The organism is Cellvibrio fibrivorans, assembly GCF_031457055.1.
GTDB classification, from domain to species: domain Bacteria; phylum Pseudomonadota; class Gammaproteobacteria; order Pseudomonadales; family Cellvibrionaceae; genus Cellvibrio; species Cellvibrio fibrivorans.
On sequence record NZ_JAVDVX010000002.1, the window covers coordinates 827,124 to 850,319 of the forward strand.

22 protein-coding genes are annotated in these 23,196 nt (G+C 47.2%); 5 read left to right on the forward strand and 17 right to left on the reverse strand.

The features are described 5' to 3' along the window. Positions 1-33: 33 nt before the first annotated feature. The 3 genes from J2X05_RS08405 to J2X05_RS08415 form a co-directional block, all read right to left on the reverse strand. On the reverse strand, positions 34-459 hold the full coding sequence (locus tag J2X05_RS08405; RefSeq protein WP_310071177.1) for an ExbD/TolR family protein: 426 nt from the start codon (positions 457-459) through the stop codon (positions 34-36). Positions 460-475: 16 nt separating this feature from the next. Next, entirely contained in the window at positions 476-1,102 is a 627-nt protein-coding gene (locus J2X05_RS08410; protein ID WP_310071180.1) for a MotA/TolQ/ExbB proton channel family protein, read from the reverse strand. Between the two features lie 148 nt (positions 1,103-1,250). Continuing rightward, on the reverse strand, positions 1,251-3,644 hold the full coding sequence (locus J2X05_RS08415) for a DNA internalization-related competence protein ComEC/Rec2 (RefSeq protein ID WP_310071182.1): 2,394 nt from the start codon (positions 3,642-3,644) through the stop codon (positions 1,251-1,253). Between the two features lie 206 nt (positions 3,645-3,850). Here J2X05_RS08415 and J2X05_RS08420 point away from each other — a divergent pair, with 206 nt between their 5' ends. Next, positions 3,851-4,390 carry a DUF2062 domain-containing protein gene (locus J2X05_RS08420; RefSeq protein WP_310071184.1) on the forward strand — a complete coding sequence of 180 codons (540 nt, stop codon included), beginning with the start codon at positions 3,851-3,853 and terminating at the stop codon, positions 4,388-4,390. A 55-nt stretch (positions 4,391-4,445) separates the two neighbouring features. On the opposite strand, the gene J2X05_RS08425 is transcribed toward J2X05_RS08420, so the two are convergent. From J2X05_RS08425 to J2X05_RS08435, 3 genes are read right to left on the reverse strand one after another with little or no spacing between them, the layout of a single operon-like run. Continuing rightward, positions 4,446-5,675, reverse strand: coding sequence for a lipoprotein-releasing ABC transporter permease subunit (locus tag J2X05_RS08425; protein ID WP_310071186.1), 1,230 nt, complete (start codon positions 5,673-5,675; stop codon positions 4,446-4,448). Continuing rightward, positions 5,675-6,370 carry a lipoprotein-releasing ABC transporter ATP-binding protein LolD gene (gene lolD, locus J2X05_RS08430; RefSeq protein ID WP_310071189.1) on the reverse strand — a complete coding sequence of 232 codons (696 nt, stop codon included), beginning with the start codon at positions 6,368-6,370 and terminating at the stop codon, positions 5,675-5,677. The genes J2X05_RS08425 and lolD overlap by 1 nt, the downstream gene beginning before the upstream one ends. 48 nt (positions 6,371-6,418) lie before the next feature. Continuing rightward, on the reverse strand, positions 6,419-7,657 hold the full coding sequence (locus J2X05_RS08435; RefSeq protein WP_310071191.1) for a lipoprotein-releasing ABC transporter permease subunit: 1,239 nt from the start codon (positions 7,655-7,657) through the stop codon (positions 6,419-6,421). Positions 7,658-7,784: 127 nt separating this feature from the next. Between J2X05_RS08435 and J2X05_RS08440 the strand changes: the two genes are divergently transcribed. Further along, entirely contained in the window at positions 7,785-8,357 is a 573-nt protein-coding gene (locus J2X05_RS08440; protein WP_310071193.1) for a PilZ domain-containing protein, read from the forward strand. A 29-nt stretch (positions 8,358-8,386) separates the two neighbouring features. Next, positions 8,387-8,731 (forward strand): hypothetical protein, encoded by a 345-nt coding sequence (locus J2X05_RS08445; RefSeq protein ID WP_310071195.1) that lies wholly within the window; start codon positions 8,387-8,389, stop codon positions 8,729-8,731. A 76-nt stretch (positions 8,732-8,807) separates the two neighbouring features. Here J2X05_RS08445 and sthA read toward each other — a convergent pair whose 3' ends face one another. From sthA to J2X05_RS08485, 8 genes are all read right to left on the reverse strand, one after another. After that, positions 8,808-10,223 (reverse strand): Si-specific NAD(P)(+) transhydrogenase, encoded by a 1,416-nt coding sequence (sthA, locus tag J2X05_RS08450; RefSeq protein WP_310071198.1) that lies wholly within the window; start codon positions 10,221-10,223, stop codon positions 8,808-8,810. A 60-nt stretch (positions 10,224-10,283) separates the two neighbouring features. Then, the gene (gene nqrM, locus J2X05_RS08455) at positions 10,284-10,538 is read right to left on the reverse strand and encodes a (Na+)-NQR maturation NqrM (protein ID WP_310071201.1); all 255 of its coding nucleotides are present in this window, start codon (positions 10,536-10,538) and stop codon (positions 10,284-10,286) included. A gap of 100 nt (positions 10,539-10,638) precedes the next feature. Further along, positions 10,639-11,862 carry an NADH:ubiquinone reductase (Na(+)-transporting) subunit F gene (nqrF, locus tag J2X05_RS08460; protein WP_310071203.1) on the reverse strand — a complete coding sequence of 408 codons (1,224 nt, stop codon included), beginning with the start codon at positions 11,860-11,862 and terminating at the stop codon, positions 10,639-10,641. 17 nt (positions 11,863-11,879) lie between these two features. Continuing rightward, a complete protein-coding gene (nqrE, locus tag J2X05_RS08465; RefSeq protein ID WP_310071205.1) occupies positions 11,880-12,488 on the reverse strand; it encodes an NADH:ubiquinone reductase (Na(+)-transporting) subunit E in 609 nt (202 codons plus the stop codon). Next, positions 12,488-13,156 (reverse strand): NADH:ubiquinone reductase (Na(+)-transporting) subunit D, encoded by a 669-nt coding sequence (locus J2X05_RS08470; RefSeq protein ID WP_310071208.1) that lies wholly within the window; start codon positions 13,154-13,156, stop codon positions 12,488-12,490. The genes nqrE and J2X05_RS08470 overlap by 1 nt, the downstream gene beginning before the upstream one ends. 2 nt (positions 13,157-13,158) lie before the next feature. Next, complete coding sequence (locus J2X05_RS08475) at positions 13,159-13,935, reverse strand: Na(+)-translocating NADH-quinone reductase subunit C (RefSeq protein ID WP_310071211.1); 777 nt, start codon at positions 13,933-13,935, stop codon at positions 13,159-13,161. After that, positions 13,928-15,130 (reverse strand): NADH:ubiquinone reductase (Na(+)-transporting) subunit B, encoded by a 1,203-nt coding sequence (locus J2X05_RS08480; RefSeq protein ID WP_310071214.1) that lies wholly within the window; start codon positions 15,128-15,130, stop codon positions 13,928-13,930. Before J2X05_RS08480 ends, J2X05_RS08475 begins: the two co-directional genes overlap by 8 nt. A gap of 3 nt (positions 15,131-15,133) precedes the next feature. Continuing rightward, entirely contained in the window at positions 15,134-16,477 is a 1,344-nt protein-coding gene (locus tag J2X05_RS08485; RefSeq protein WP_310071216.1) for a Na(+)-translocating NADH-quinone reductase subunit A, read from the reverse strand. A 571-nt stretch (positions 16,478-17,048) separates the two neighbouring features. Here J2X05_RS08485 and mfd point away from each other — a divergent pair. Both mfd and J2X05_RS08495 read left to right on the forward strand, forming a co-directional pair. Beyond that, positions 17,049-20,510: a transcription-repair coupling factor gene (gene mfd, locus J2X05_RS08490; protein WP_310071218.1), complete on the forward strand. Its 3,462-nt coding sequence runs from the start codon at positions 17,049-17,051 to the stop codon at positions 20,508-20,510. Positions 20,511-20,545: 35 nt separating this feature from the next. Further along, a complete protein-coding gene (locus J2X05_RS08495; protein WP_310071221.1) occupies positions 20,546-21,463 on the forward strand; it encodes a CsiV family protein in 918 nt (305 codons plus the stop codon). A gap of 87 nt (positions 21,464-21,550) precedes the next feature. Here J2X05_RS08495 and J2X05_RS08500 read toward each other — a convergent pair whose 3' ends face one another. The 3 genes from J2X05_RS08500 to J2X05_RS08510 all read right to left on the reverse strand — a co-directional run bounded on the left by J2X05_RS08500 (position 21,551) and on the right by J2X05_RS08510 (position 23,147). Further along, a complete protein-coding gene (locus tag J2X05_RS08500; protein ID WP_133682220.1) occupies positions 21,551-21,766 on the reverse strand; it encodes a cold-shock protein in 216 nt (71 codons plus the stop codon). A gap of 185 nt (positions 21,767-21,951) precedes the next feature. Beyond that, positions 21,952-22,683, reverse strand: coding sequence for an S-methyl-5'-thioinosine phosphorylase (locus J2X05_RS08505; protein ID WP_310071224.1), 732 nt, complete (start codon positions 22,681-22,683; stop codon positions 21,952-21,954). 2 nt (positions 22,684-22,685) lie between these two features. Then, positions 22,686-23,147 carry a methylglyoxal synthase gene (locus J2X05_RS08510; protein WP_310071226.1) on the reverse strand — a complete coding sequence of 154 codons (462 nt, stop codon included), beginning with the start codon at positions 23,145-23,147 and terminating at the stop codon, positions 22,686-22,688. Positions 23,148-23,196 lie beyond the last annotated feature (49 nt).

The window sequence follows — 23,196 nt, forward strand, 5'->3', positions numbered from 1 at the left end:
GTTGCGAAGCTGGGCAGAATTGTAACCGAGTCGCTAGTCTTTTTCAGGCTCGGGTTGGCGGGTGGTGATACTCAAATGGGCGAAACCCAGCTGACCCGCTGCATCCATAGCCTGCACGACCGCTTGGTGCGGAGTTTTGGCGTCGGCGGTAATCACCAATGGAACTTTGGTATTACCCTCGGCAGTTTTGGTTATTGCCGACTTCAATGTTTCAATTTTACTGTTAACAAGCGCTTGGCCATTTACCGAATAACTACCCTCAGTGCTGATAAGAATTTCAATCTGATCCGGTAACTCACTACTCTGCTCACCGACAGCTTCCGGCAGATCAACACTCAAGTGCGTCTCTTTAGTGAAGGTGGTGGAAACCATAAAGAAGATCAGCAACAAAAACACCACATCAATCAAAGGCGTTAGATTGATACCTTCATCTTCAGTTCTCTGGCGACGAAATTTCACGTTGCGACCCCGCGCCTTAAACCAATTTCACATCGACTCGACGGTCGCTGTGCAGTGCATCAACCAATTTGATCGCTTCCTCTTCCATGGTGACAACAATGGAATCTATGCGGCGCTGGAAAAACCGGTGCGCAATCATTGCTGGAATCGCGACGATTAATCCCGCCGCTGTGGTGTAAAGCGCAACCGAAATACCGCCAGCCAACACTCCGGTATTACCTGTGCCCTGAACCATAATCGAATTAAACACTTGGATCATACCGAACACAGTACCCAACAACCCGAGGAGCGGCGCTATATTCGCGATGGTGCCAAGAATGTTTACATAGCGCTCGAGCTCATGGATTACCTGGCTCGCCGCTTCCTGCACCGAATCTTTCATCACTTCGCGGCCATGTTTGGAATTGCTCAAACCAGCGGCGAGAATTTGGCCCAAAGGGGAAGATTGCTTGAGCTCACGCAGTTTGGAGGCATCGAGCTGGTTGTTTTTAATCCAACTCCACACTTGTGCCAACAAGGTCTTAGGGGCAATTTTGGCGGGATTGAGCGTCCAATAACGCTCGGCGCTGATTGCAATCACAATCAATGAACAGGCCAGGATTGGCCACATCAAAATACCGCCAGCTAAAAAAATCTCAAACACAGATGCTTCCTCTTATTGTACAAATCAGTTGAGCGCATGGCTCCATGTCGCGGCGTACATTACCACAAGAACCAGGGATTGCCATGGGGCAGACTGCTTTGTCTGCAAATGTGTGAAGAAGTTGCATCTGTACCCGGTATTGGCTGTATCAGTCAAACCAATACCGCCGATTAGACTGGCGGTACTCACGAACTAGATGCAAGCTGCCCTGATCCCACTCAAATAAAATCGCACCAGAGTACGCGGTATTGAGCTCACGGCTACCCACGGCCTGATAACGCTGCCGGACTTGCCGGTGCGGATGACCGTGCTGACTGCGATAGCCTGCAGAATAGATAACCACCTCCGGTTGCATTTTATTAACAAAACCTGCCCCGGAGGACGTGCGGCTGCCATGATGTGCAGCCAATAATACATTCAATTTTTCCGGCAGATTTTGATTGCGCAATAATTGATTCTCAACAGACGTTTCAATATCGCCGGGCAATAAAATATGTTGCCCCGCATAACTGATCAACAATACACAGGAGTGATTATTAGCACTGGTCCCCGTTGCTTGTGCAAATTGTAAAAACTGGAAGCGCACTTTTTGCCACTGCCATTCAGACGCTTGATGGCAAGATTGTGATTCAATTGTGTTCGCCACTTCTGGCGGAATTTTTTCCGGCTCGCCCGCGAAAAGATGCTCCACCGCTATTTTTTCCAGCAATCCCGTTAAGCCGCCGGCATGGTCCATATCCCCATGGCTCACCACTAATCGATTAATATGGTTAATTCCCTGTGCATATAAATAAGGGGCGACTATGCCGCTGCCCGCATTAAAGTCGTCGGTATATTTTGGGCCAGTATCGTATACCAGTGTTTTCTCACCAACCTGTACAACAAAGGCACTACCCTGCCCCACATCCAATATTTTCAGTTTTAAATCAGGCTGATTCGGCGGATCAATAACAATACCCAACCCCACACCCAACAATAAACCACACCAACCCAGTACGCGGGGAAATAAACCTTTGGGAAGCAGCAACACACAACAACTCAATGCGATTAATAAAGCCAGTGTCGGACTAAAAGCTACAACAGGGCTTGACCAAGCACCGCCAACCGCAAGTAATCCCTCTAAAAATATTTTTAATATTTCCATCAACCAGCCTGCACCACTCAATAAAAAATCGCTGGTATCACCCAAGAGATTGCGAGTAGCTGCGCTAACTAATAGCAGTGGAACCACTAAAAAAGTAATCAGGGGAATGGCAATACCGTTGGCGACAGGCGCTACCAAAGAGACACAACTGACTAACACACTGAGCGGCACTAATAAACCAATGAACATGGCCCACTGCGAGCGAATAAAACCCACTATCAAATTAGCAACACTGTAACCCGACCAAGGCTCGGCGGTTTGTTTGGGCACCAAGCGCCCGGAAAAATAAATTAATAATAGCGCCACCGCACCAAAGGATAACCAAAATCCCATATCCAACGCGGCGAGAGGATCAAGCACTACCACCAACGCAAGTGCGAGACAGAAAATATCCGCGATGTTAATACTGCGCCGCCCTAAACAGGCGAGATAAAAAACCACCAACATAATCAAGGTGCGCACAGTGGGAATATTGAAACCGGCGAGCGCCGAATAAAAACTCGCACACAGAATCGCCGAACACCAGGCGATCATTAACGCAGGGCAACGATGCCACACCAGCTGCACACACTTCCCCAACGAGAGGCCGACATAAAAGCCAAAGATCGCAAGAAAACCAACGTGAAGGCCGGATATCGCTATCAGGTGGCTAGTGCCTGTCTGCTGCATACGCGCCCATTGGCTTTTATCAACCAAGGCGGAATCGCCAATCAATAGCGCAATTAAAATTCCGCGTTCGCTGCTCTTACTGCGCGCAACTATCCACTGCTGCAGTTGGTAACGCTGCTGGTTGATCCAATCATCCAGATTAAAATAATCATCACCTGAATTGAGGTGATGATTATTGCGATGATCAATCACATAACCGGTTGCACCTATACCCTGGCGCAACAGCCAGGCGTGATAATCAAACCCCGCCGGATTGACAAAACCACGCGGTCGCTTGAGCCGCACACGCAGCTGCCACTCATCACCAATTGCAAGAGCAGGAAGGTCGGATAAGGACCCTTTGCGTTGATACAAGTACCAGCTCAGTTGAAGCTTGGCGGGAAAGTGCTCGACAGGAATAGCCTGACCTGCAGCAGTGACAGCGGAATTGACGCGAAGGTTAAAACGTAAGCGACGATCATCGCGCTCTGGTAGCCCCTGAATATGTCCGGTGACAATAAGATCTTTACCCGCCAGATCATCATCCAACTGCATAGCAAGCAAACTATGGCCAACAGCGATCCCCCATGCCAGACCAAGTGATATGGCCAAGCAATGACGCATAGTCCGCCACCGCCAACACGCTACAAAGAGAGGAAATAAAAACACCAGGCTCCATAAAGGAGGTAGTTGAGGGGCAAAACTAACCGCGATAACACCGAGGGAAAACAGCAATAATGCGAAGGGCATGGCGATATTCCTTATTGCCAGTGGTTACATCAGGTACAACCTGCTGACCGAAATTCCTTTGTCATCAGATTGTCGCGCAGCTTATGGCATCCTGCGGCAGCAGACAAGGTCGCAGCTCACATGCCCCTCATCTGCAGATCACATAGTCTTCATGATCATTTAAAGGCATAATGCCGGTTCATTTTTGGCAGTACTCTGGTTTAAGCATGGCTCGCAATCTACTGAAACGGTTTATTCCCACCCCCGCTGCAATCAAAAGCAACCCTGCCCTGCACTTTCTAGGGGACTTGCTGCATGACCCTAACCTATTTCACTTAAACCGCCACTCAGTCTCTGTTGCTTTTTTTTGGGGCTTGTTCATTGCACTTTTACCTATTCCTGGACAAATGCCTGTTGCAGCGGGTGCGGCGCTTTTGTTTCGCTGCAATCTGCCTATTTCTGTTGCATTAGTGTGGATTACCAACCCTTTCACCATGCCGTTTTTCTTTTTTATCACTTATCAAGTCGGCAGTGTGATTTTGCAGTCTGAACCACTGATGGTTGAGCCGGAATTAACTTGGGATTGGCTGGCCAATGAGTTCGGCCACCTATGGAAACCCCTATTGGCGGGCTCGGTGTTAACCGGTTTGATTTTTGGGGCACTGGGATATTTTGGAATGCAACTCTATTGGCGCTGGCATGTAAACCACAACTGGAAAAAGCGCCAAAAAATGCGTGCTGATAAAATGGCAGAAGAGCAAAAATAAAATCGTAAAAAAAGCCCGCTAGCGCGGGCTTTTTTGTGCACAATATTTTATCCAACTACTCGTAACGCAGTGCATCTGCCGGTTGGATTTTACTCGCGCGCCAAGCGGGATACAGGCTGACAAAAAAACTAATCAGCAGCGCCGTAATGACCACTTTGGCAATATCACCGGCAACCAATTCCGATGGCAAGTAAGTAATGGGATATACATCTGAGTGTAAAAACTGAACGCCAAAAATTTTTTCAATCCATTGCACCAGCGGTGTAACAAAATAAGAGAGCGTCACGCCCAGCACTAAACCAATAGATGTTCCAATCAAACCAATCAAGCCGCCCTGCACCATAAAAATCGTTATGATCTCTGCGGTGGACGCGCCCATTGTGCGCAGTATCGCTATATCACCCTGCTTATCGACTACTACCATAATCAGGGTGGACACCAGATTAAACGCAGCAATAGCGATAATTAAAAACAGCAACATACCAACCATATTTTTAGACATTTTAATGGACTGGTACACACCGCCGTGGGTGGCCATCCAGCTGGAACCGTAATAATCCTGTGGTAACGTTTGCATAATTCCACGCACGATTTCCGGGGCAGCGAATAAATCATCTACTTTTAAACGCACACCGGTAATTTGCCCTGCGTAACCCGAAAGCTCTGCTGCGGCATTGATATCCATAAGAGCCAGTGCGTTATCAACATCACTATGGGTATCAAAAATGGCGAACACAGTAACGACTTTAACACGCGGTGATGAACCGCCTTCAACAGGAATGATTAAACTGATCGAATCGGCCTCAGCCACATTTAATTTTTCCGCAACTCCTCGACCTATCACAATTCCCGCTTCAGCTGTTGCCAGCGATTCAAGTGTTCCTTTAGGTAGTAACCCAGGCAGCTTGGAAGTGGCTTTTTCCAGTTCAGCATCGACTCCAAAAATAGCCACCGGTGCTACGCGCTTTTGATAGCTAAGCAAGCCTTGTAATTCCACATAAGGCGATGCGGCAAGGACGCGAGGATGTTGTTTCAGATCAGCAATTAGTTTTTCGGGATGTTTAATAGCGTGACTGTGATAGATTCTCGCATGCGGCATAACGCCCAAAATATTTTCGCGCAGCTCTTTATCAAAACCATTCATGATCGACATGACCAGAATTAATAGCGCAACGCCAATTACCAAACCTGCGGTGGACAAACGCGAAATAAATGAAACTAAGTGACTGTGCCCCTGTGAAATTCCGTAGCGGGTACCAACCAGAAATATATAGCGGCTAAACATTAATAAGCCTCTGCGCCAACCAAGGCGCCATCGACCAACGTGAGCGTGCGATCCATACGCGCAGCAAGGCGTGGGTCGTGAGTTACCACCACAAAACTAGTACCAATGGATTGATTTAACTCCAGCATTAACGCCTGAATCGCATCTGCTGCATGGCTATCGAGATTGCCCGTCGGTTCATCCATTAACACGCAGGCTGGATTGGTTACCAACGCGCGAGCAATGGCGACACGCTGACGTTCACCGCCCGAAAGCTCGGAGGGTTTGTGATCCACACGTTTGGCCAGACCAACACGCGCCAACAATTCCAATGCACGTTGTTTTGCAATTGCCATTGACTGTTTACCAATCAACAATGGCATAGCGACATTTTCAAGCGCAGTAAATTCAGGCAATAAATGATGAAACTGATAAACAAAACCCAAACTGCGGTTGCGTAAACGACCGCGCTCATCGGCACTCAGATGCGATAAACGTTCACCTGCCACACTCACATCACCGCTATCGGGCACATCCAAACCACCGAGAATATTTAACAGCGTGGATTTACCGGAGCCGGACGCACCGACAATCGCCACACGCTCACGCGAATTAATTTGGAAATTCACATTGCGCAGCACATCTACCGCAAGTGCACCCTGGCGATAACTTTTACTTACCTGCTGGCAAACTAAAACCGGAGCGGAATCATTCATAACACTGGGCCCGTATAGCGAACGCAAGGATAATCAAAGACGAAACATTTATTCATAACGCAAGGCTTCCGCAGGTTCGATTTGGGAGGCGCGGTAAGCGGGATATAGTGTGGCGATAAAACTCAGTAGCAATGCGATACAGCAAATCAATGCAACATCTTGCCAGAGTAAAATTGAAGGTAATTGACTAATGAAATACATCTCTGGATCAAATACCTGCACACCAAATAATGATTCTACCGCGCTCATGATAGGCGTCAGTGCCGAAGCAACAATGCACCCTATAACGGTACCGATAAAGGTTCCAAAAAAACCTATCGCACTACCCTGCACAATAAAGATCGCCATAACCTGCCGCGCACTCACACCCATGGTTCGCAATACCGCAATATCCGAGCGTTTGTCAGCAACCATCAGCACCAAACTGGAGACAATATTAAACGCCGCGACCGCGATAATAATCATCAGCAGTGAACCTACGACGATTTTTTCCATCTTCACAGCCTGGAATAAACTGCCTTGGGTTTGGCTCCAATCCTTAACTCTATAGTCATCACCCAATTGTGCACGCAGCTCACTCATTATCTGCGCCGCCACAAACATATTGTCGGTTTTCACATGTAGCCCTTGCACACCAGGTTTACGCAAAAACTTTTGCGCATCTTGCACATGAATGAGCGCAAGAGTGCTATCCACTTGAGCACCGACTTCAAAGACACCAACCAATGTAAAACTGCGCGAGCGAGCAAAAGCTCCCATCGGGGTGATGTTGATTTCGGGTGAGGTAATACGAATTTTATCGCCGGGAGCCAGCATTAAACGGCTCGCGAGCAAACGCCCCATGACAATACCGTATTCACCTGGCTGCAACTGCATCATTGAGCCAACTACCATTCTCTGTTCGACAATTGATACTTGTGCCTCAGCCTCAGGCAATATGCCCTGTAACTCTATCGCCTCCACGCCACCGGCGTAGTTCACCATGGCACTGCTGGCGATATAGGGGGCAGAAGCCACTACCTGTGGATGCTGGTTAACCTGCGCGGATAGTGCTTGCCAATCCTTCAGGGCAGGAAGCTGATCGACAAAACCATGGGGGATTACGCTAAGGATGCGCTCCTTCATTTCCCGGTCAAAGCCATTCATTACCGACAATACGATAATCAGAGCCATAACACCCAGTGCCATACCCACCAATGAGAAGGCACTAATGAAAGAGATAAACTGGTTTCGGCGCTTGGCGCGGGTATAGCGCAAGCCGATATAAAGAGGGATGTTTTTTAACATGGGCGCATTAAACCCAATTGGCCCCATTTGCTCAAGCAAAACCGCTCCCCATAATCGATAAAGCCGCGCCACTTATCGCTGGCTTGTGCTATGTTTACTGCATCACAAAATTTGGAAGAGCCGGGTTATGAGCGAACGTCGCAGTTACTTTCGCATTGATGAAAGTATCGCTATTGAATTCAAAGAGGTTGATGAGATTACCGCAAACACCGCTGCGGCGGAGTTGCAGTTCCCCAATACCGCATCGCTTAAACTCTTTGCTGAATTACGCAAGATTGACAATGACAATGCCCATCTATTTCACCAGATCAAAGATACCAGCCGCGCACTGGGTGAATACTTGCACAACCTGAACCGCAAGTTAGACATTATCAGCCAACAGTTGATGACCGACTCCAAACCCCTGCCCCCATCAAAAACGATTAAACAGGTAAACCTGAGCGAGGGTGGAATCGCCTTTGGCAGCTCGCGCGCACTGGAAGCAAACTCCCACATCGCCCTAAGGCTGATTTTTTTACCAAGCAACGCGGGCCTTGTCCTGTTTGCCAAAATCATTCGCTGTGAACCCAGTAACACAGGGGAATATCAAATTGCGGCAAAATTTCATAGCGTGACCGATGCGCAACAGCAGCTGATCGGTCAACAAATAATGCGGGCACAAATGGCCGAACGCCGGAGAAGTCAGCATTCGCTCCAGTAACTATGATTGTTAAAGGTGATTTGACCAATATGACCCCGCGAAAACTCCTAAACCTATTCTTCGTCTGTGTGGTGGGATTTACTATCTGTATTCAGACTTCACTCGCAGAAGACATTCGGATCCCAGTTGGCGAACAAGCCAAAAATCAAATACCTGTTGATATGCCCACCAAAGGCATGAGCAAAGAGCGGGTGAAAGCGCTGTTTGGTGAGCCATTGGAAGAAATTCCAGCAAAGGGGCAACCACCTATCTCGCGCTGGAAGTATCAAGAATTTACGGTGTATTTTGATAGCAATACGGTCATTCACTGCGTGAGAAATTTTCAGCCCAAAGCTAACCCGTCCGAAGCAAATCCCACCAAAGAAAACCCGTAGTATCCACACAATAATGTGTAGCAATAAAAAAGGGCGCAATAGATTGCACCCTTTTTTATTGAGTTCGCATCATTAACTAACGGCGGCTGATACGGTTTATACCGTCAAGCGCAGCAACTCGATAGGCTTCAGCCATAGTCGGATAATTGAAAATATTATTGAGGAAGTAATGGATATTATTGCCATCACCTTTCTGCGTCATAATCGCCTGGCCGATATGGACAATCTCTGCTGCTTCAGCGCCAAAACAATGTACGCCAAGAATTTCCAAGGTATCAACATGAAACAACAGCTTCAGCATACCCACATCTTCACCGCTGATTTGCCCGCGCGCGGTATTTTTAAATAATGCACGGCCAACTTCGTAGGGCACTTTTGCCTGAGTCAATTCGGTTTCAGTTTTACCGACAGAACTAATTTCTGGCAGCGTATAAATACCAGTGGGAACATCCTGCACTAACTTGCATTCATCACCAAAAATACCTCCGGATACTGCACGCCCCTGACCATAGGAAGCACTCGCCAAACTTGGCCAGCCAACCACATCACCTACCGCATAAATATTGGGAACTTGGGTGCAATAGCAATTATCAACTTTTAAATTACCGCGATGATCGGCAGTTAAACCTGCCGCTTCAAGATTTAATCCATCAGTGTTACCACTGCGGCCGTTACACCACAAAATTGCATCTGCCTTCAAACGCTTACCCGATTTTAAAAATAAGGTAACGCTTGAATCGCTCGCCTCTATCGCCTCATATTCTTCGCTGTGACGCACAGTGACGCCGCTATCCCGCAGGTGATAACTTAACGCATCAGAAATTTCATCATCGAGAAATGACAATAACCGCTCGCGGTTATTGATCAAATCAACACGCATTCCCAAGCCGGAAAAAATTGAGGCATATTCGCAACCAATCACACCTGCACCATAAACAATAATATGCCGTGGTGTATGTTGCATATCCAGGATGGTATCGCTGTCGTAAATACGCGGATGATTAAAATCAACATCCGCTGGGCGATAGGGGCGCGAACCGGTAGCAATAACAATATTGTCAGCCGAGATGGTTTCAATACCACCATCCAGCTGCACCAGAGTTACAGTGTTGGCATCAATAAATGAAGCCTGGCCGATATGTACATTAACGCGGTTGCGCACATAAAAATTTGTATGCAGTTCAACTTGTTTGGGAATAACTTTAACGGCTGATTGCAATACCCGAGGGAAAGTTAAACGGCGGCTATCACCAATTTCGCGAAACAAGCTGTTGCTCTTGAACTGAATAACTTGCTTAACGACATGACGCAATGATTTGGAAGGAATGGTTCCCTTGTGTGCACAACTACCGCCCACCAGCGCCCTATTCTCTACCACACCGACCCGCTTTCCCGCTTTGGACGCGGCTATAGCTGCTGCCTCACCCGAGGGACCGGAACCGATAACCAAAAGATCGTAGCTGTGATCTGCCGATTTTTTACGACCAGTCAATTTATTCCCCTTAATCTTATTAACCGAATACGCTGATAGTCTAGCAACAATTATTCCTTTTTACTTTTTTGATGGCCTGCTCGCATCATAAGAAAGATCGGCACTGTCTGTTGCAGACCGTGTTGGCTTTGCTTTTTCCTCGGCACACTTGGCTTCATCGCCACCACAAAGCTCACACACATAATTAGGATCACCGAGCGCCTTACCAACACCTCCGCAAGAGCCCGATACTGGTTTTCTTCCGGCGAGAACACTGATAGACAATGCGAGCGCAACAAACAACATCACTAATAGAGTAACCACAAGAACAGCCACGATTGACTCCCAGGCAACAATGCCTTTATTAAGAATTTAAAAATACTTACCACTAAAAGAAAAAACGAGGCAGGTTACCCAGCCTCGTTTTCCTTATGCATTAACCACCGAAGTCGTCGAGCAAAATGTTGTCGTCCTCAACTCCCAGACTCTTCAACATTTTAATTACGGCGGCGTTCATCATTGGTGGGCCGCACATATAAAACTCACAATCTTCTGGTGCCGGATGATCTTTCAAATAATTCTCGTAGAGAACATTGTGAATAAATCCGGTCAAGCCTGACCAATTATCCTCTGGTTGAGGATCGGACAGCGCCACATGCCATTTGAAGTTTTCGTTCTCAGCTTGCAGCATGTCGTAATCTTCTTTATAGAACAGCTCACGCAGAGAGCGAGCCCCGTACCAGAAAGTCATTTTACGATCGGTTTTCAAGCGGCGCAGCTGATCAAAAATATGCGAGCGCATCGGCGCCATACCAGCACCACCGCCGATAAACACCATCTCTGCATTGGTCTTCTTGGCGAAGAACTCACCAAATGGACCGTACACAGTAATCTTATCGCCCGGCTTCAAGCTGAACACGTAGGAAGACATTTGACCAGGAGCAATACCCTGCGATTTGGGTGGAGGAGTTGCAATACGGATATTGAACTTAACCACACCTTTTTCTTCAGGATAGTTTGCCATCGAATAGGCGCGAATCACCGGCTCGGTTACTTTTGATTCCAAATTAAAGAAACCAAAACGCTCCCAATCACCGCGATACTCAGGCTCGATATCAAAGTCAGAAAATTTAACATGGTGGGGTGGGCACTCAAGTTGTACATAACCACCCGCACGGAAATCAACACTTTCACCTTCAGGCAGACGCAGCGTCAACTCTTTGATAAAAGTCGCCACGTTAGGATTGGACTCCACAGTAGTTACCCACTGCTTCACACCAAACACTTCTTCCGGAACATGAATTTTCATGTTTTGTTTTACCGGAACCTGACAGCTCAAACGCCAACCTTCATTTTGCTCACGACGATTAAAGTGCGCTTCTTCTGTTGGCAGAATAGAGCCGCCACCATCGTTCACCACACATTTACATTGAGCACAGCTACCACCGCCACCACAAGCTGAAGCTAAAAATACGTTGCTCGCTGCGAGTGTCTGCAGCAGCTTACCGCCTGCTGGAACTGTAATGGTCTTCTCATCATTGATAAGAATTTGCACATCGCCGCTGTTCACTAATTTTGCTTGGGCAACAAGAATCACCACCACCAGTGCAAGCACGATGAAGGTGAACATTCCTACGCCTAATAAAATCTCGGTATTCATTGGATTCCTCGCTTAGCCTAGAGAGAGATGCCGCCAAAGGACATAAAGCCCAATGACATCAATCCCACGGTGATAAAGGTAATACCTAAGCCACGAAGACCTTCAGGTACATCGGAGTACTTCATTTTCTCTTTGATGCTGGCAAGCACAACGATAGCAATTGCCCAACCGGTTCCAGAACCAACACCGTAAACAACACTCTCGACAAAATGATAGTCGCGCTCAACCATGAACAGCGAACCCGCCATAATTACGCAGTTCACGGTAATCAATGGCAAAAACACACCCAGCGCGTTGTAAAGCGCTGGCATATATTTATCCATCACAATTTCCATAATCTGCACAATCGCAGCAATCACACCGATAAAAGAAATAAAGCTGAGGAAAGTTAAATCAACGCCGGTTACACCAGCCCACGCCAGTGCATCCTCTTTCAACAGATAAGTCAAAATCAGGTTGTTAGCCGGAACGGTTAAGGTTTGCACAACGATAACCGCAATACCCAAACCGATAGCCGCGTTAATTTTTTTGGACATTGCCATAAATGAGCACATACCCAAAAAGAACGCGAGCGCCATGTTCTCGATAAAAATCGAGCGCACAAACAAACCGAGCAACTGTTCCATTATGCGATCTCCTGTGTGGTAGTTGAGTTAGGAGCGATTTTAAAGTCCGCTTTCTCTACCTGATTTTTCTTCCAGGTACGCATACCCCAAATGATAATACCGATGATGAAGAAAGCACTTGGAGGGAGCAGCAGCAATCCGTTAGGTACGTACCAACCGCCTTCAGAAACGGTAGGCAGAATTTGGATACCAAACCACTTGCCCGCACCGAAAATTTCACGGAAAGTCGCAATGACAATCAGCAATGCCGAATAGCCCAAGCCGTGCCCAATACCATCCATAAAGCTTGGAATTGGTGGATTTTTCAGTGCAAATGCTTCCGTACGACCCATCACGATACAGTTGGTAATAATCAAACCAACAAATACTGAAAGCTGTTTACTAATGTCGTAAGCGACCGCTTTCAATACCTGATCAACCACGATTACTAATGCAGAGATAATGATCATCTGCGCAATAATACGCACACTGTTAGGTAGAAAATTACGCACCAGAGATACGAAGAAGTTGGAAAAAGCAGATACCAGAGTCAAACCTATCGCCATTACCAAACTAACTTTCACACTGGACGTTACTGCCAAGGCAGAACAAATGCCCAAAATTTGCAAAATAACCGGGTTATTTTCCAAAATTGGTTTTACGAGAAGATCTTTGGTTTTCGTACTCATGATTACGCTTCTCCGTTCTTCAAGTTAGCAAGGAATGATTTATAACCCTTGTCGCCCATCCAAAACTTCATCAGATTACGCACACCATTACTGGTAAGTGTTGCACCTGACAAACCATCTACTTTGTACTCGGCATCGGCAGTTGCATCATCTACATGACCTTTGATCACGTCGATTTTAACTTCACCGGTTTCTGAGTAAATCTTTTTGCCAATCCAAATTTGTTTCCACTTTGGATTATCAACTTCGCCCCCAAGGCCAGGGGTTTCAGCATGAGAGTAGAAACCGAAACCGAGGACAGTATTCAGGTCTTTATCCAATGCAACAAAACCTGACATAGTTGACCAGAGACCATAACCGCGCACAGGCAGAATCACCTTTGACAAACCATTAGCATCGTTTACCAAAAATACTTTGGCGTACTTTTCACGGCTGATGATTTTTGCGATGTCTTCTTCTGCTGACAACTTATCGGAAAGATCTGGCTTTTTAGCTGACGCATTTTGATCAAATTTTTCAATGTCAGTGATGGCATCGGTAAAACGACCGGTGCTCAGATCAACAATTTTAATCTCAACTTGTTTGAACTGCTCTTCAACTGACTGATCTTTATTCAAAATGCCTGCAATCGACAGCACATTGCGTTTGAAATCCAGTGCTTTGTTAGCAACCTGTGCGGGTCTCAACAGGACTGCCGAACCAGCTACCAGTACGGATGCCACCAAGCACATAATCAATGTGACTGTGATGGTATATTTTGCTGTTTGTTGGTTAGCCACGCGCCAGTCTCCGTTTAATGTTGGATTGAACGACGAAGTAGTCGATGGTTGGAGCAAACATGTTCGCAAACAAAATTGCCAACATCATGCCTTCTGGATAAGCCGGGTTGACCACTCGAATCGTGATTACCATAAAGCCAATCAATCCACCGAAAATCCACTTACCCGTATTTGTCATCGAGGCGGACACAGGATCCGTCGCCATAAAGAACAGGCCGAAGGCAAAACCACCCAGAACAAAATGCCACCAGAACGGCATTTGGAACATCGGGTTTTTACTATCTGCACCTAACCAGTTATAGAGCAGCACGGTCAGCACAGTACCAATCAAAACACCGAGCACGATACGTGTGGATGCAATGCCCATTACTAACAGAGCGATACCGCCAATCATCAATGCCAATACGGAGGTTTCACCGATAGAACCTTGCTCAAAACCAAGGAATGCATCCATCCAGGTAACGTGACCTGCCAAGGCATTCATACCATCTTGCGCAGCGATTGAAAGTGAAGTGGCGCCAGTGTAGCCATCAACCGCAGTCCACACTGCATCACCGGACATTTCTGCAGGGTAAGCAAAGAAGAGGAAGGCACGACCAGTAAGTGCCGGGTTGAGGAAGTTTTTACCAGTACCACCAAAAACTTCTTTACCAATTACTACACCGAAGCTGATACCCAAAGCCGCTTGCCACAGAGGCAAATCCGGTGGGCAAGTCAGGGCGAACAGGATAGAGGTTACGAAGAATCCTTCATTAACTTCATGACCGCGAACCATCGCAAACCACACTTCCCAAATACCACCCACGATAAATACAGTGGCATATATAGGTAGGAAGTAAGAGGCACCCAACACCAGATTATCCCAAATGCTATCTGGGTTGTGGCCGGCAAACATCGCCGTCAAAGCGCCGTGCCAGTTATCGATACCGGTTGCACCGGTTGCAGCAAGAATCGTATTTGCCTGCAAACCCACGTTATACATACCGAAGAACATTGCCGGAAATGCGCAAAGCCATACGGTGATCATAATACGTTTCAAATCTACGCCATCACGTACGTGGGCGGTGGATTTGGTTACATCTGCAGGTTTGTAGAAAATGGTGTCTGCAGCTTCATAAAGTGCGTACCATTTTTCGTATTTGCCGCCTTTATGGAAATGCGGCTCCATATTGTCGAGTATCTTTCGCAGACTCATCAATTAGCCCTCCTGCTCAATGCGACTAAGGTTGTTGCGCAGAATCGGGCCGTATTCGTATTTGCCGGGGCACACAAAAGTGCACAGCGCCAAATCTTCTTCGTCCAGTTCAAGGCAACCCAGTTTCTGTGCCATTTCGGTATCGCCCACAATCAACGAGCGCAGCAATTGTGTTGGCAGGATATCCAGTGGCATCACCTTCTCATATGACCCTACCGGTACCATGGCGCGTTCTGAACCATTAGTAGAAGTAGTGAAACCGAAGGCTTTGGAGGGAAGCAATTTGGAGATATAAATTCCCAGTACTGAGAACTTATTAGTGCCGGCGCGCAGGTAGTGAAGCATTTCGCGCTCACGGCCTTCAAGCAACACACTGACTTGATTGTGGAAGCGACCAAGGAAGCTCAGATTGCCATGCGAACGACGGCCACCAAATACCGAACCTGAAATTACGCGGTTTTCACCGGCTTTGGTTTGGCCTTGGGTTAATTCACCCAGATTGGCACCAATGCGAGTGCGCACCAAACGTGGACGCTCTACCTGAGGACCAGCCAGCGCAACAACACGCTCAACATTCAATTTACCGGTAGTGAACAACTCACCTACAGCAATCACGTCTTGATAACCGATAGTCCATACCGTTTTATGTGCATTGACTGGATCAAGGAAATGAATGTGAGTGCCCGGATTGCCCGCTGGATGAACGCCAGCAAAAGTCTCAGTGACAATATTGCTGCCCTGCCCTTTGGGAAGATCTACACCTTCAGCCTGGCAGACAAATACTTTGCCGTCAGTCAACCGCGCCAATACCGTCAAACCATTCGCAAAAGCGTCTTTTTTGCCTGCGATAATGACATGTGGGTTAGAGGCTAATGGGTTGGTATCAATTGCCTGCACAAAAATCGAACTTGGTTTTGAATCCAATGCTGGTGCTTTGCTGTAGGGACGAGTGCGCAGCGCAGTCCAAAGACCGGATTGCACTAAATTTTGCTGGACACTTTCACGTGACAAGCCAGCCAAATCATTAGCTGGATATTTAGCAAACTCGATAGCATCATCACCTTCCACATCAATTACCACAGAGTGGAATACGCGCTGGTCGCCGCGATTAATGGCGCTTACAGTACCTGATGCAGGCGCAGTGTAAATAACACCGGGGTTCTTTTTATCAGAAAACAATTCCTGACCGAGTTTCACTTTATCACCAACCTGTACCGCCATAGTGGGCTTCATACCATGGTAATCAAACCCGATTAAAGCTACCTGGCGAACCTGCGGGCCATCTTCAATAGATTGATTGGGGCTGCCGGTAATGGGCAAATCCAATCCTCGACGAATCTTTATCATACGTCTCTGCCTAGTCGTTCTTGTGGATGTAGACCTGGTAACCCAGGCCGTGAGGATGCAGCAAGCGATAAACCAGCTGTCATCATCCAGTTACTTCCTGGCGGGAACTGGATGGGACTTTGTGGAGGAGGTGCTTGGGCTGCGAGCGCACCAGAGCGTATCTACGATGTAAATAAACCGCTGGAGCATAGGGCAAGTAACTTTCAGCCAATTTCTGTATCAACATCTGCCCCACAAAGCGCAAAGAACACACAAGAGATTGATTTATGAGAAGTTTTAGTTAGCCCCGATAAAACCCGCGAATTATAAACGCCACCCCGACCAAGCACCATAGCAATGCATTGATTTGATGCATGTTTTACTCACGTTTTCGGTAAATTCGAATTCTTTTTACGCTCATTTCTCACTTACAAATGCAGCAATGAAAACTCTTCTCATTAAGCTTGCACATCGATTAAGCATAGTGGCAAATATCTTTTTGATTTTTTATTTGCATAGCAGCCACCCAAGAGGCTTCATAACACAGGTAAAATGCGCACCACCTATTGGACGTGCGATTAATAAACGATTTATGACCCAACAGCTCCCAAGTAATCCTCCCATCTCTAACAAGCCCGGCAACCGTCACTATTGGGGACAGCTATTTGGCAGCGCCCAAGCACTCACCATTGTGAATGCCGCTCGAGCTTATCAAGGCCTGAGCTTAGTGGTGACTGCCGACACCAGTGCCGCCATTCGCATGGAGGGCGAGCTATCGTTTTTCGCAAAAGGACAGGACCCGCTGCCGGTATTGCATTTGGCTGATTGGGAAACCCTGCCCTACGATACGATTTCGCCGCATCAAGACATTATTTCAGAGCGCCTCAGCACGCTCTATAAATTGCCCAGCGTCAAACAAGGCATTCTCGTAGTTCCGGTAACTACATTGTTGCAGCGACTCATGCCGCAATCCTATTTAGTCGGCAATAGCCTTATGGTTTCCGTCGGCGAAAAACTGGACGCTAATCAACTGCGCCAGAACCTGGAGCGCGCTGGCTATCATTGTGTTGATACAGTTTACGAACACGGCGAATTTGCAGTGCGCGGCTCGCTCATCGATATTTTTCCCATGGGCAGCGAGACGCCCTATCGCATCGATTTATTTGATGACGAAATAGAAAGCCTGCGTACCTTCGACCCTGAAAACCAGATGACCATCGACAAGGTCGATAAAATCCAATTGCTGCCCGCCAAAGAATTCCCACTAAACAAAGCGGGGATCAGTTTATTCAAACAAAAATGGTTGGAGCGATTTGATGTCAACCACAAAGCCTGTCCAGTATTTCAGGATGTGAGTGCGGGCATATCGCCCCCTGGTATCGAATATTATTTGCCGTTATTTTTTGATGCTTGCAGCACGCTATTTGATTACCTGCCCGTCAACACCCAAATTTATGCGCTGGGCGATATCGAAAAATCCGCCGAGAACTTTTGGCTGGAATTATTGCGCCGCTATGAAAGCCGCAAGGTAGATCCTTTGCGCCCACTGCTGGCGCCACGCGATATTTATCTCGCTATCGATGAATTTTTTGGCAACCTGAAGAATTATTCCCGCACCTTTGTCGAATCAGCAACATTGGAAGAAAAAGCGGGTAATTATAACTTTGCCACTGCTGCCACTCCGTCACTGCCTATTCGCGCGCAAGCGGATAATCCCCTCGCCGCCATACAAGCCTTTTTAATGGAGTTTGATGGCAAAGTATTATTTTGCGCAGAATCCGCAGGCCGCCGCGAAACCTTGCTAGAATTATTAGGCCGCATCCGCGTTCGCCCCACGACTGTTGATAGCTGGAGTGAATTTCTGGCGCACAGCGAAAAACTGGCCATCACCGTTGCGCCACTTGAGCAGGGCTTATTACAAACCAAGCCTAAAATTGCGCTGATTTCTGAATCGCAATTGTTTGGTGAGCGCATCCAACAGCAGCGCCGCCGTAAACAGACGCAAGACAACGCCGATCTGATTGTTAAAAATCTGACTGAATTAAAAATCGGCGCATCGGTAGTCCATATTGACCACGGTGTCGGCCGCTATCGCGGTTTGGAAACTATCACCATCGACAACCAAACCAACGAATTTTTAACGCTGGAATATGCCGACGAAGCTAAGCTTTATGTACCGGTGACGAGCTTGCATTTAATCAGCCGTTACGGTGGTGCAGAAGATGATTTAGCGCCGCTGCATAAACTCGGCAGTGAGTCATGGCAAAAAGCGCGCCGCAAAGCCGCCGAGCAAATCCGCGATACCGCAGCAGAATTGTTGGAAGTCTATGCTCGCCGTGCAGCGCGCAAAGGCCACAAATTTCCCGATCCTAAAATTGCGTACGAAGCATTTTCCGCCAGCTTTCCGTTTGAAGAAACGGCCGACCAGCAGCGCGCAATTGAAGCAGTAATGGAAGATATGCTCTCGTCCAAACCGATGGATCGCCTTGTGTGCGGCGATGTCGGTTTTGGTAAAACCGAAGTCGCCATGCGCGCCGCTTTTATTGCCAGCCACAGCGGCAAACAAGTTGCGATTCTTGCGCCCACCACCCTGCTTGCCCAACAGCATTATGAATCTTTAAAAGATCGCTTTGCAGATTGGCCAATCACCGTCGAAGTGCTGTCGCGTTTCCGCACCACCAAAGAAGTGAACCAAGTGTTGGAGCGTTTGGCAGAAGGTAAAGTGGATATCGTTGTCGGCACACATAAGCTTTTATCTCCTGATATTAAATTTAAAGATCTGGGTTTATTGATTATCGATGAAGAACATCGTTTTGGTGTAAGACAAAAGGACCAGATCAAAGCCCTGCGCGCGGAGATCGATATTCTTACGCTCACCGCCACACCAATTCCGCGCACACTCAATATGTCGATGGCAGGCATTCGCGATTTATCGATTATCGCTACGCCACCTGCACGCCGTTTATCGGTAAAAACATTTGTGCGCACCTATGACGAAGCCGTTATCAAAGAAGCGATACTGCGTGAAATCCTGCGCGGCGGCCAAGTCTATTATCTGCATAATGAAGTGGACACCATCGAGAAAGTCGCGCGCGAGTTGCAGGAATTAATTCCCGAGGCGCGCATTGGTATTGGCCACGGCCAAATGCGCGAGCGCGATCTTGAACGAGTGATGTCGGATTTTTATCACAAACGCTTCAACATTATGGTTTGCACTACGATTATCGAAACTGGTATCGATATCCCCAGCGCCAACACAATTATTATTAACCGCGCCGATAAATTTGGCTTGGCACAATTGCATCAATTGCGCGGTCGTGTTGGCCGTTCGCATCACCAAGCCTATGCCTATTTATTAACGCCGGATCGCCGCTCGATGACCGACGATGCACAAAAACGCCTTGAAGCAATTAGCGCTGCGGAAGATTTGGGCGCAGGTTTTACCCTGGCAACTTACGATATGGAAATCCGCGGTGCCGGTGAATTATTGGGCGACGAACAAAGCGGCCAAATTCAAACCATCGGCTTCTCGCTCTATATGGATATGCTGGATCGCGCGGTAAAAGCAATTCGCCAAGGCAAGCAAGCGGATCTTGAAAAAGCACTGAGCGAAGCAATTGAAATCAATCTGCGCATCCCGGCGTTGATTCCTGCCGATTATTTGCCCGATGTTCACACACGGCTGGTGATGTACAAACGTTTGGCCAATGCCGATAGCGAGGAAGCCCTGCGCGACTTGCAAGTTGAGATGATCAACCGCTTTGGCATGTTGCCCGAACAAATTAAAAACCTGTTCCGTGTTACGCAAATTAAAATTACCGCCGAAACGATTGGCATTACCAAACTGGAAGCTAACGCACGCGGCGGAAAAATTGAATTTTCCAGCGACACACGGGTGGATCCACTCAAAATAGTAAAACTGGTACAAAGCCAACCGCGCATCTACAAGCTGGAAGGCGCCAATCAACTGAAATTCACAATGGATTTGGAAGCAACTGAAAAGCGCATCCAAACTGTTGTCGATTTATTAGATCATTTGACGACCGGCAAATAATGCTGATCCTTATCACCCCCTGGTGGAATTAATTTATGGTTTATCAATTAATAAAACTGCTGCCAATAAAACACCTGCCGACATTACTGGGCATTGCGGCTGTTCTCACGAGCGCATTAGTGGCGCCATCGGCTCAAGCGCAAACAAAAACCCACGAAGGTTGGTATCAAGTAGAGATGATAGTGGTAGCTCGAAAAGATGATACCGGTCAGGAACACTGGCCCAGCAATATTAAATTGCGCTATCCCGGAGACTGGGTCGAATTGAAAGATCCCAATGCAACTGAGGTGCCCAATACTACAAATAACAGTGCATCTGCAACTGCAACTGCGCCCGTAGTGGATCTAACCAAAGAAGCGTTTTATTTGTTACCCGCGAGTGAACGCCAATTAAATACACAAGCGCAGAAGCTACAGCGAAACCCACGCTTTGAAGTTTTGTTCCACAACGCTTGGCGGCAGGTTATTACCAATAAAAAAGAATCCAAAGCCATTCTTATTAACGGTGGCCAAACGTTTGGCCAACATCAGGCATTGGAAGGCAGTATTCGTTTAAGCGTGGCAACCTATCTGGAACTGCAAACCAATTTGTGGCTCGCACAATTTGATGTCAATGTCGGCCAGGAAATTACTCAGACATGGCCCGAAATTCCGCTGCGACCTAACTACACAGCAGCAACTATAAATAATTTGTCACTGGATTCAGAAGTAGAAGCTGAATTGGAACAAGCATTGGCGAACGAAAATCCCCAGTGGTCGAACGGTAATTTTGATGCAAATGCAGCTGCACCAGAAGCCAATAATTATGTCACTCGGCAAATTATATTATTGCAACAAGAGCGCGATATGCGCACCAGCGAAGTCCATTACATAGATCACCCAGCATTGAATGTCATCATTCAAGTAACCCCCTACCCATCCGTTGCAACAACTCCTTTGCCAACGGCACAATGACAACAGGTTTCTTTTCTCCAAAATAAAAACGCCGGCAATTGCCGGCGTTTTTATTTAAACAACGTTTAAACCTGAGTGAAGTTTACATCAGCCCAATAGCACAACATCTTCTGCCTGTAAGCCTTTATCACCTTGTTGCAACTGAAACTCAACGTTTTGACCTTCAGCTAATGAGCGGTAACCTTCCGCACGGATATTTCGGTAGTGAACAAAAATATCCTCGCCTCCTTCTCCTCTGGTTATGAAACCGTATCCACGCACGTTGTTAAACCATTTAACAGTGCCCATTTCACGATCTGCCATATGAAACACCTCTACAGCCTTAAGCTTTATTGTTATTTGCTCGGTTTGCTTCATCCGTTGATCGCCAGCACAGCAGGCCAGCAGCTATCCACAACCGGGTTTATAGAACGAAAAAACCCGTGTTAACAGATATTAACAAAAGTTAGAAATAAGAGGGGATTTTTTTGTTGCTTATTTACGCAAGCCTACTGGTTTGCAAATATGAAAATAGTTTTTTTAATGTCAGCCATGCCAGCGGCAAGAGTTTTAAGTATGTCCTCCATATTTAGCTCATTGCTATCCAAGCCAGCAGCCCAGTTCACCACTAGGCAAAGCGCGGCATATTCCAATCCCAGCTCACGCGCTAGTGCTGCCTCTGGCATAGCCGTCATACCAACCAAATCACAACCATCACGCCGCAAACGCAAGACTTCTGCCGCAGTTTCCAAACGCGGGCCTTGGGTGCAGGCATAAACACCTCGCTCCTGAAACCGCAGGTTTGCTGCCAATAAACTGGCGATCAATTGTTGACGCATGACCTGACTGTAGGGATGGGTGAAATCGATATGGTTGATGTAACCATCAGTAAGAAAGTTATAACTCTGCTCGCGGCCATAGGTGTAATCGATAATCTGGTGCGGCACCACGAACACGCCAGGCCCCATCGTAGAATTTATTCCTCCCACCGCATTAACCGCCAACACCCGCGTTACACCAACATCTTTTAAAGCCCACATATTTGCACGGTAATTAATTTGATGTGGCGGCAGCTTGTGACCTTGACCGTGACGCGGAAGAAATACTAGCTGAAGATCGCGTAATCTGGCGAAAGTGAGCGGAGCAGAACAATCGCCATACGGAGTCTGGACTTTCTGTTCGCCAACAATTTCCAATTCAGGAAATTGATTTAAGCCGGAGCCACCGATAATCGCCAACATAATTATATTTGCGAACGCTTGGCCATATAGGCCGCGTAATCGGGAACCCAGTGTTGCGACTCGCCGTTGAAGAGTGGCGATGACACCATAAAATCAGCGGAGCTTTGATTGCACGCAATCGGGATATTCCACACCGCTGCAATGCGCAGTAAAGCTTTTACATCCGGATCGTGCGGCATTGGTTCAAATGGATCCCAAAAGAAAATCAGCATATCGACTTTGCCTTCGGTAATTAATGCACCAACTTGCTGGTCACCACCTAAAGGACCGGAAATAAGTTTGTTTATTGGCAGGCCGGTTTCTTTTTCTATTAATGTGCCGGTTGTACCGGTAGCAAAGAGTGTATGAATGCTTAAATCAGCACGATTCTGTTTACACCATGCGATTAAATCTTTCTTTTTGTTGTCGTGTGCTACCAGCGCAATCGATTTTGCCGCAGGTAGGCTAATCTCTTTGTATTCCATATAGTCCACCGGGTTGATTCATAAGGTCAGAATTAATTCGCCAACCGTT

Bases quoted from the DNA above. Each gene is read 5' to 3' on its own strand.
- J2X05_RS08415 (WP_310071182.1), bottom strand. From the start codon at position 3,644: ATGCCCTTCGCATTATTGCTGTTTTCCCTCGGTGTTATCGCGGTTAGT.
- J2X05_RS08420 (WP_310071184.1), top strand. From the start codon at position 3,851: ATGGCTCGCAATCTACTGAAACGGTTTATTCCCACCCCCGCTGCAATC.
- J2X05_RS08425 (WP_310071186.1), bottom strand. From the start codon at position 5,675: ATGTTTAGCCGCTATATATTTCTGGTTGGTACCCGCTACGGAATTTCA.
- lolD (WP_310071189.1), bottom strand. From the start codon at position 6,370: ATGAATGATTCCGCTCCGGTTTTAGTTTGCCAGCAGGTAAGTAAAAGT.
- J2X05_RS08435 (WP_310071191.1), bottom strand. From the start codon at position 7,657: ATGTTAAAAAACATCCCTCTTTATATCGGCTTGCGCTATACCCGCGCC.
- J2X05_RS08440 (WP_310071193.1), top strand. From the start codon at position 7,785: ATGAGCGAACGTCGCAGTTACTTTCGCATTGATGAAAGTATCGCTATT.
- J2X05_RS08445 (WP_310071195.1), top strand. From the start codon at position 8,387: ATGACCCCGCGAAAACTCCTAAACCTATTCTTCGTCTGTGTGGTGGGA.
- nqrF (WP_310071203.1), bottom strand. From the start codon at position 11,862: ATGAATACCGAGATTTTATTAGGCGTAGGAATGTTCACCTTCATCGTG.
- nqrE (WP_310071205.1), bottom strand. From the start codon at position 12,488: ATGGAACAGTTGCTCGGTTTGTTTGTGCGCTCGATTTTTATCGAGAAC.
- J2X05_RS08470 (WP_310071208.1), bottom strand. From the start codon at position 13,156: ATGAGTACGAAAACCAAAGATCTTCTCGTAAAACCAATTTTGGAAAAT.
- J2X05_RS08480 (WP_310071214.1), bottom strand. From the start codon at position 15,130: ATGAGTCTGCGAAAGATACTCGACAATATGGAGCCGCATTTCCATAAA.
- J2X05_RS08485 (WP_310071216.1), bottom strand. From the start codon at position 16,477: ATGATAAAGATTCGTCGAGGATTGGATTTGCCCATTACCGGCAGCCCC.
- mfd (WP_310071218.1), top strand. From the start codon at position 17,049: ATGACCCAACAGCTCCCAAGTAATCCTCCCATCTCTAACAAGCCCGGC.
- J2X05_RS08495 (WP_310071221.1), top strand. From the start codon at position 20,546: ATGGTTTATCAATTAATAAAACTGCTGCCAATAAAACACCTGCCGACA.
- J2X05_RS08500 (WP_133682220.1), bottom strand. From the start codon at position 21,766: ATGGCAGATCGTGAAATGGGCACTGTTAAATGGTTTAACAACGTGCGT.
- J2X05_RS08505 (WP_310071224.1), bottom strand. From the start codon at position 22,683: ATGTTGGCGATTATCGGTGGCTCCGGCTTAAATCAATTTCCTGAATTG.
- J2X05_RS08510 (WP_310071226.1), bottom strand. From the start codon at position 23,147: ATGGAATACAAAGAGATTAGCCTACCTGCGGCAAAATCGATTGCGCTG.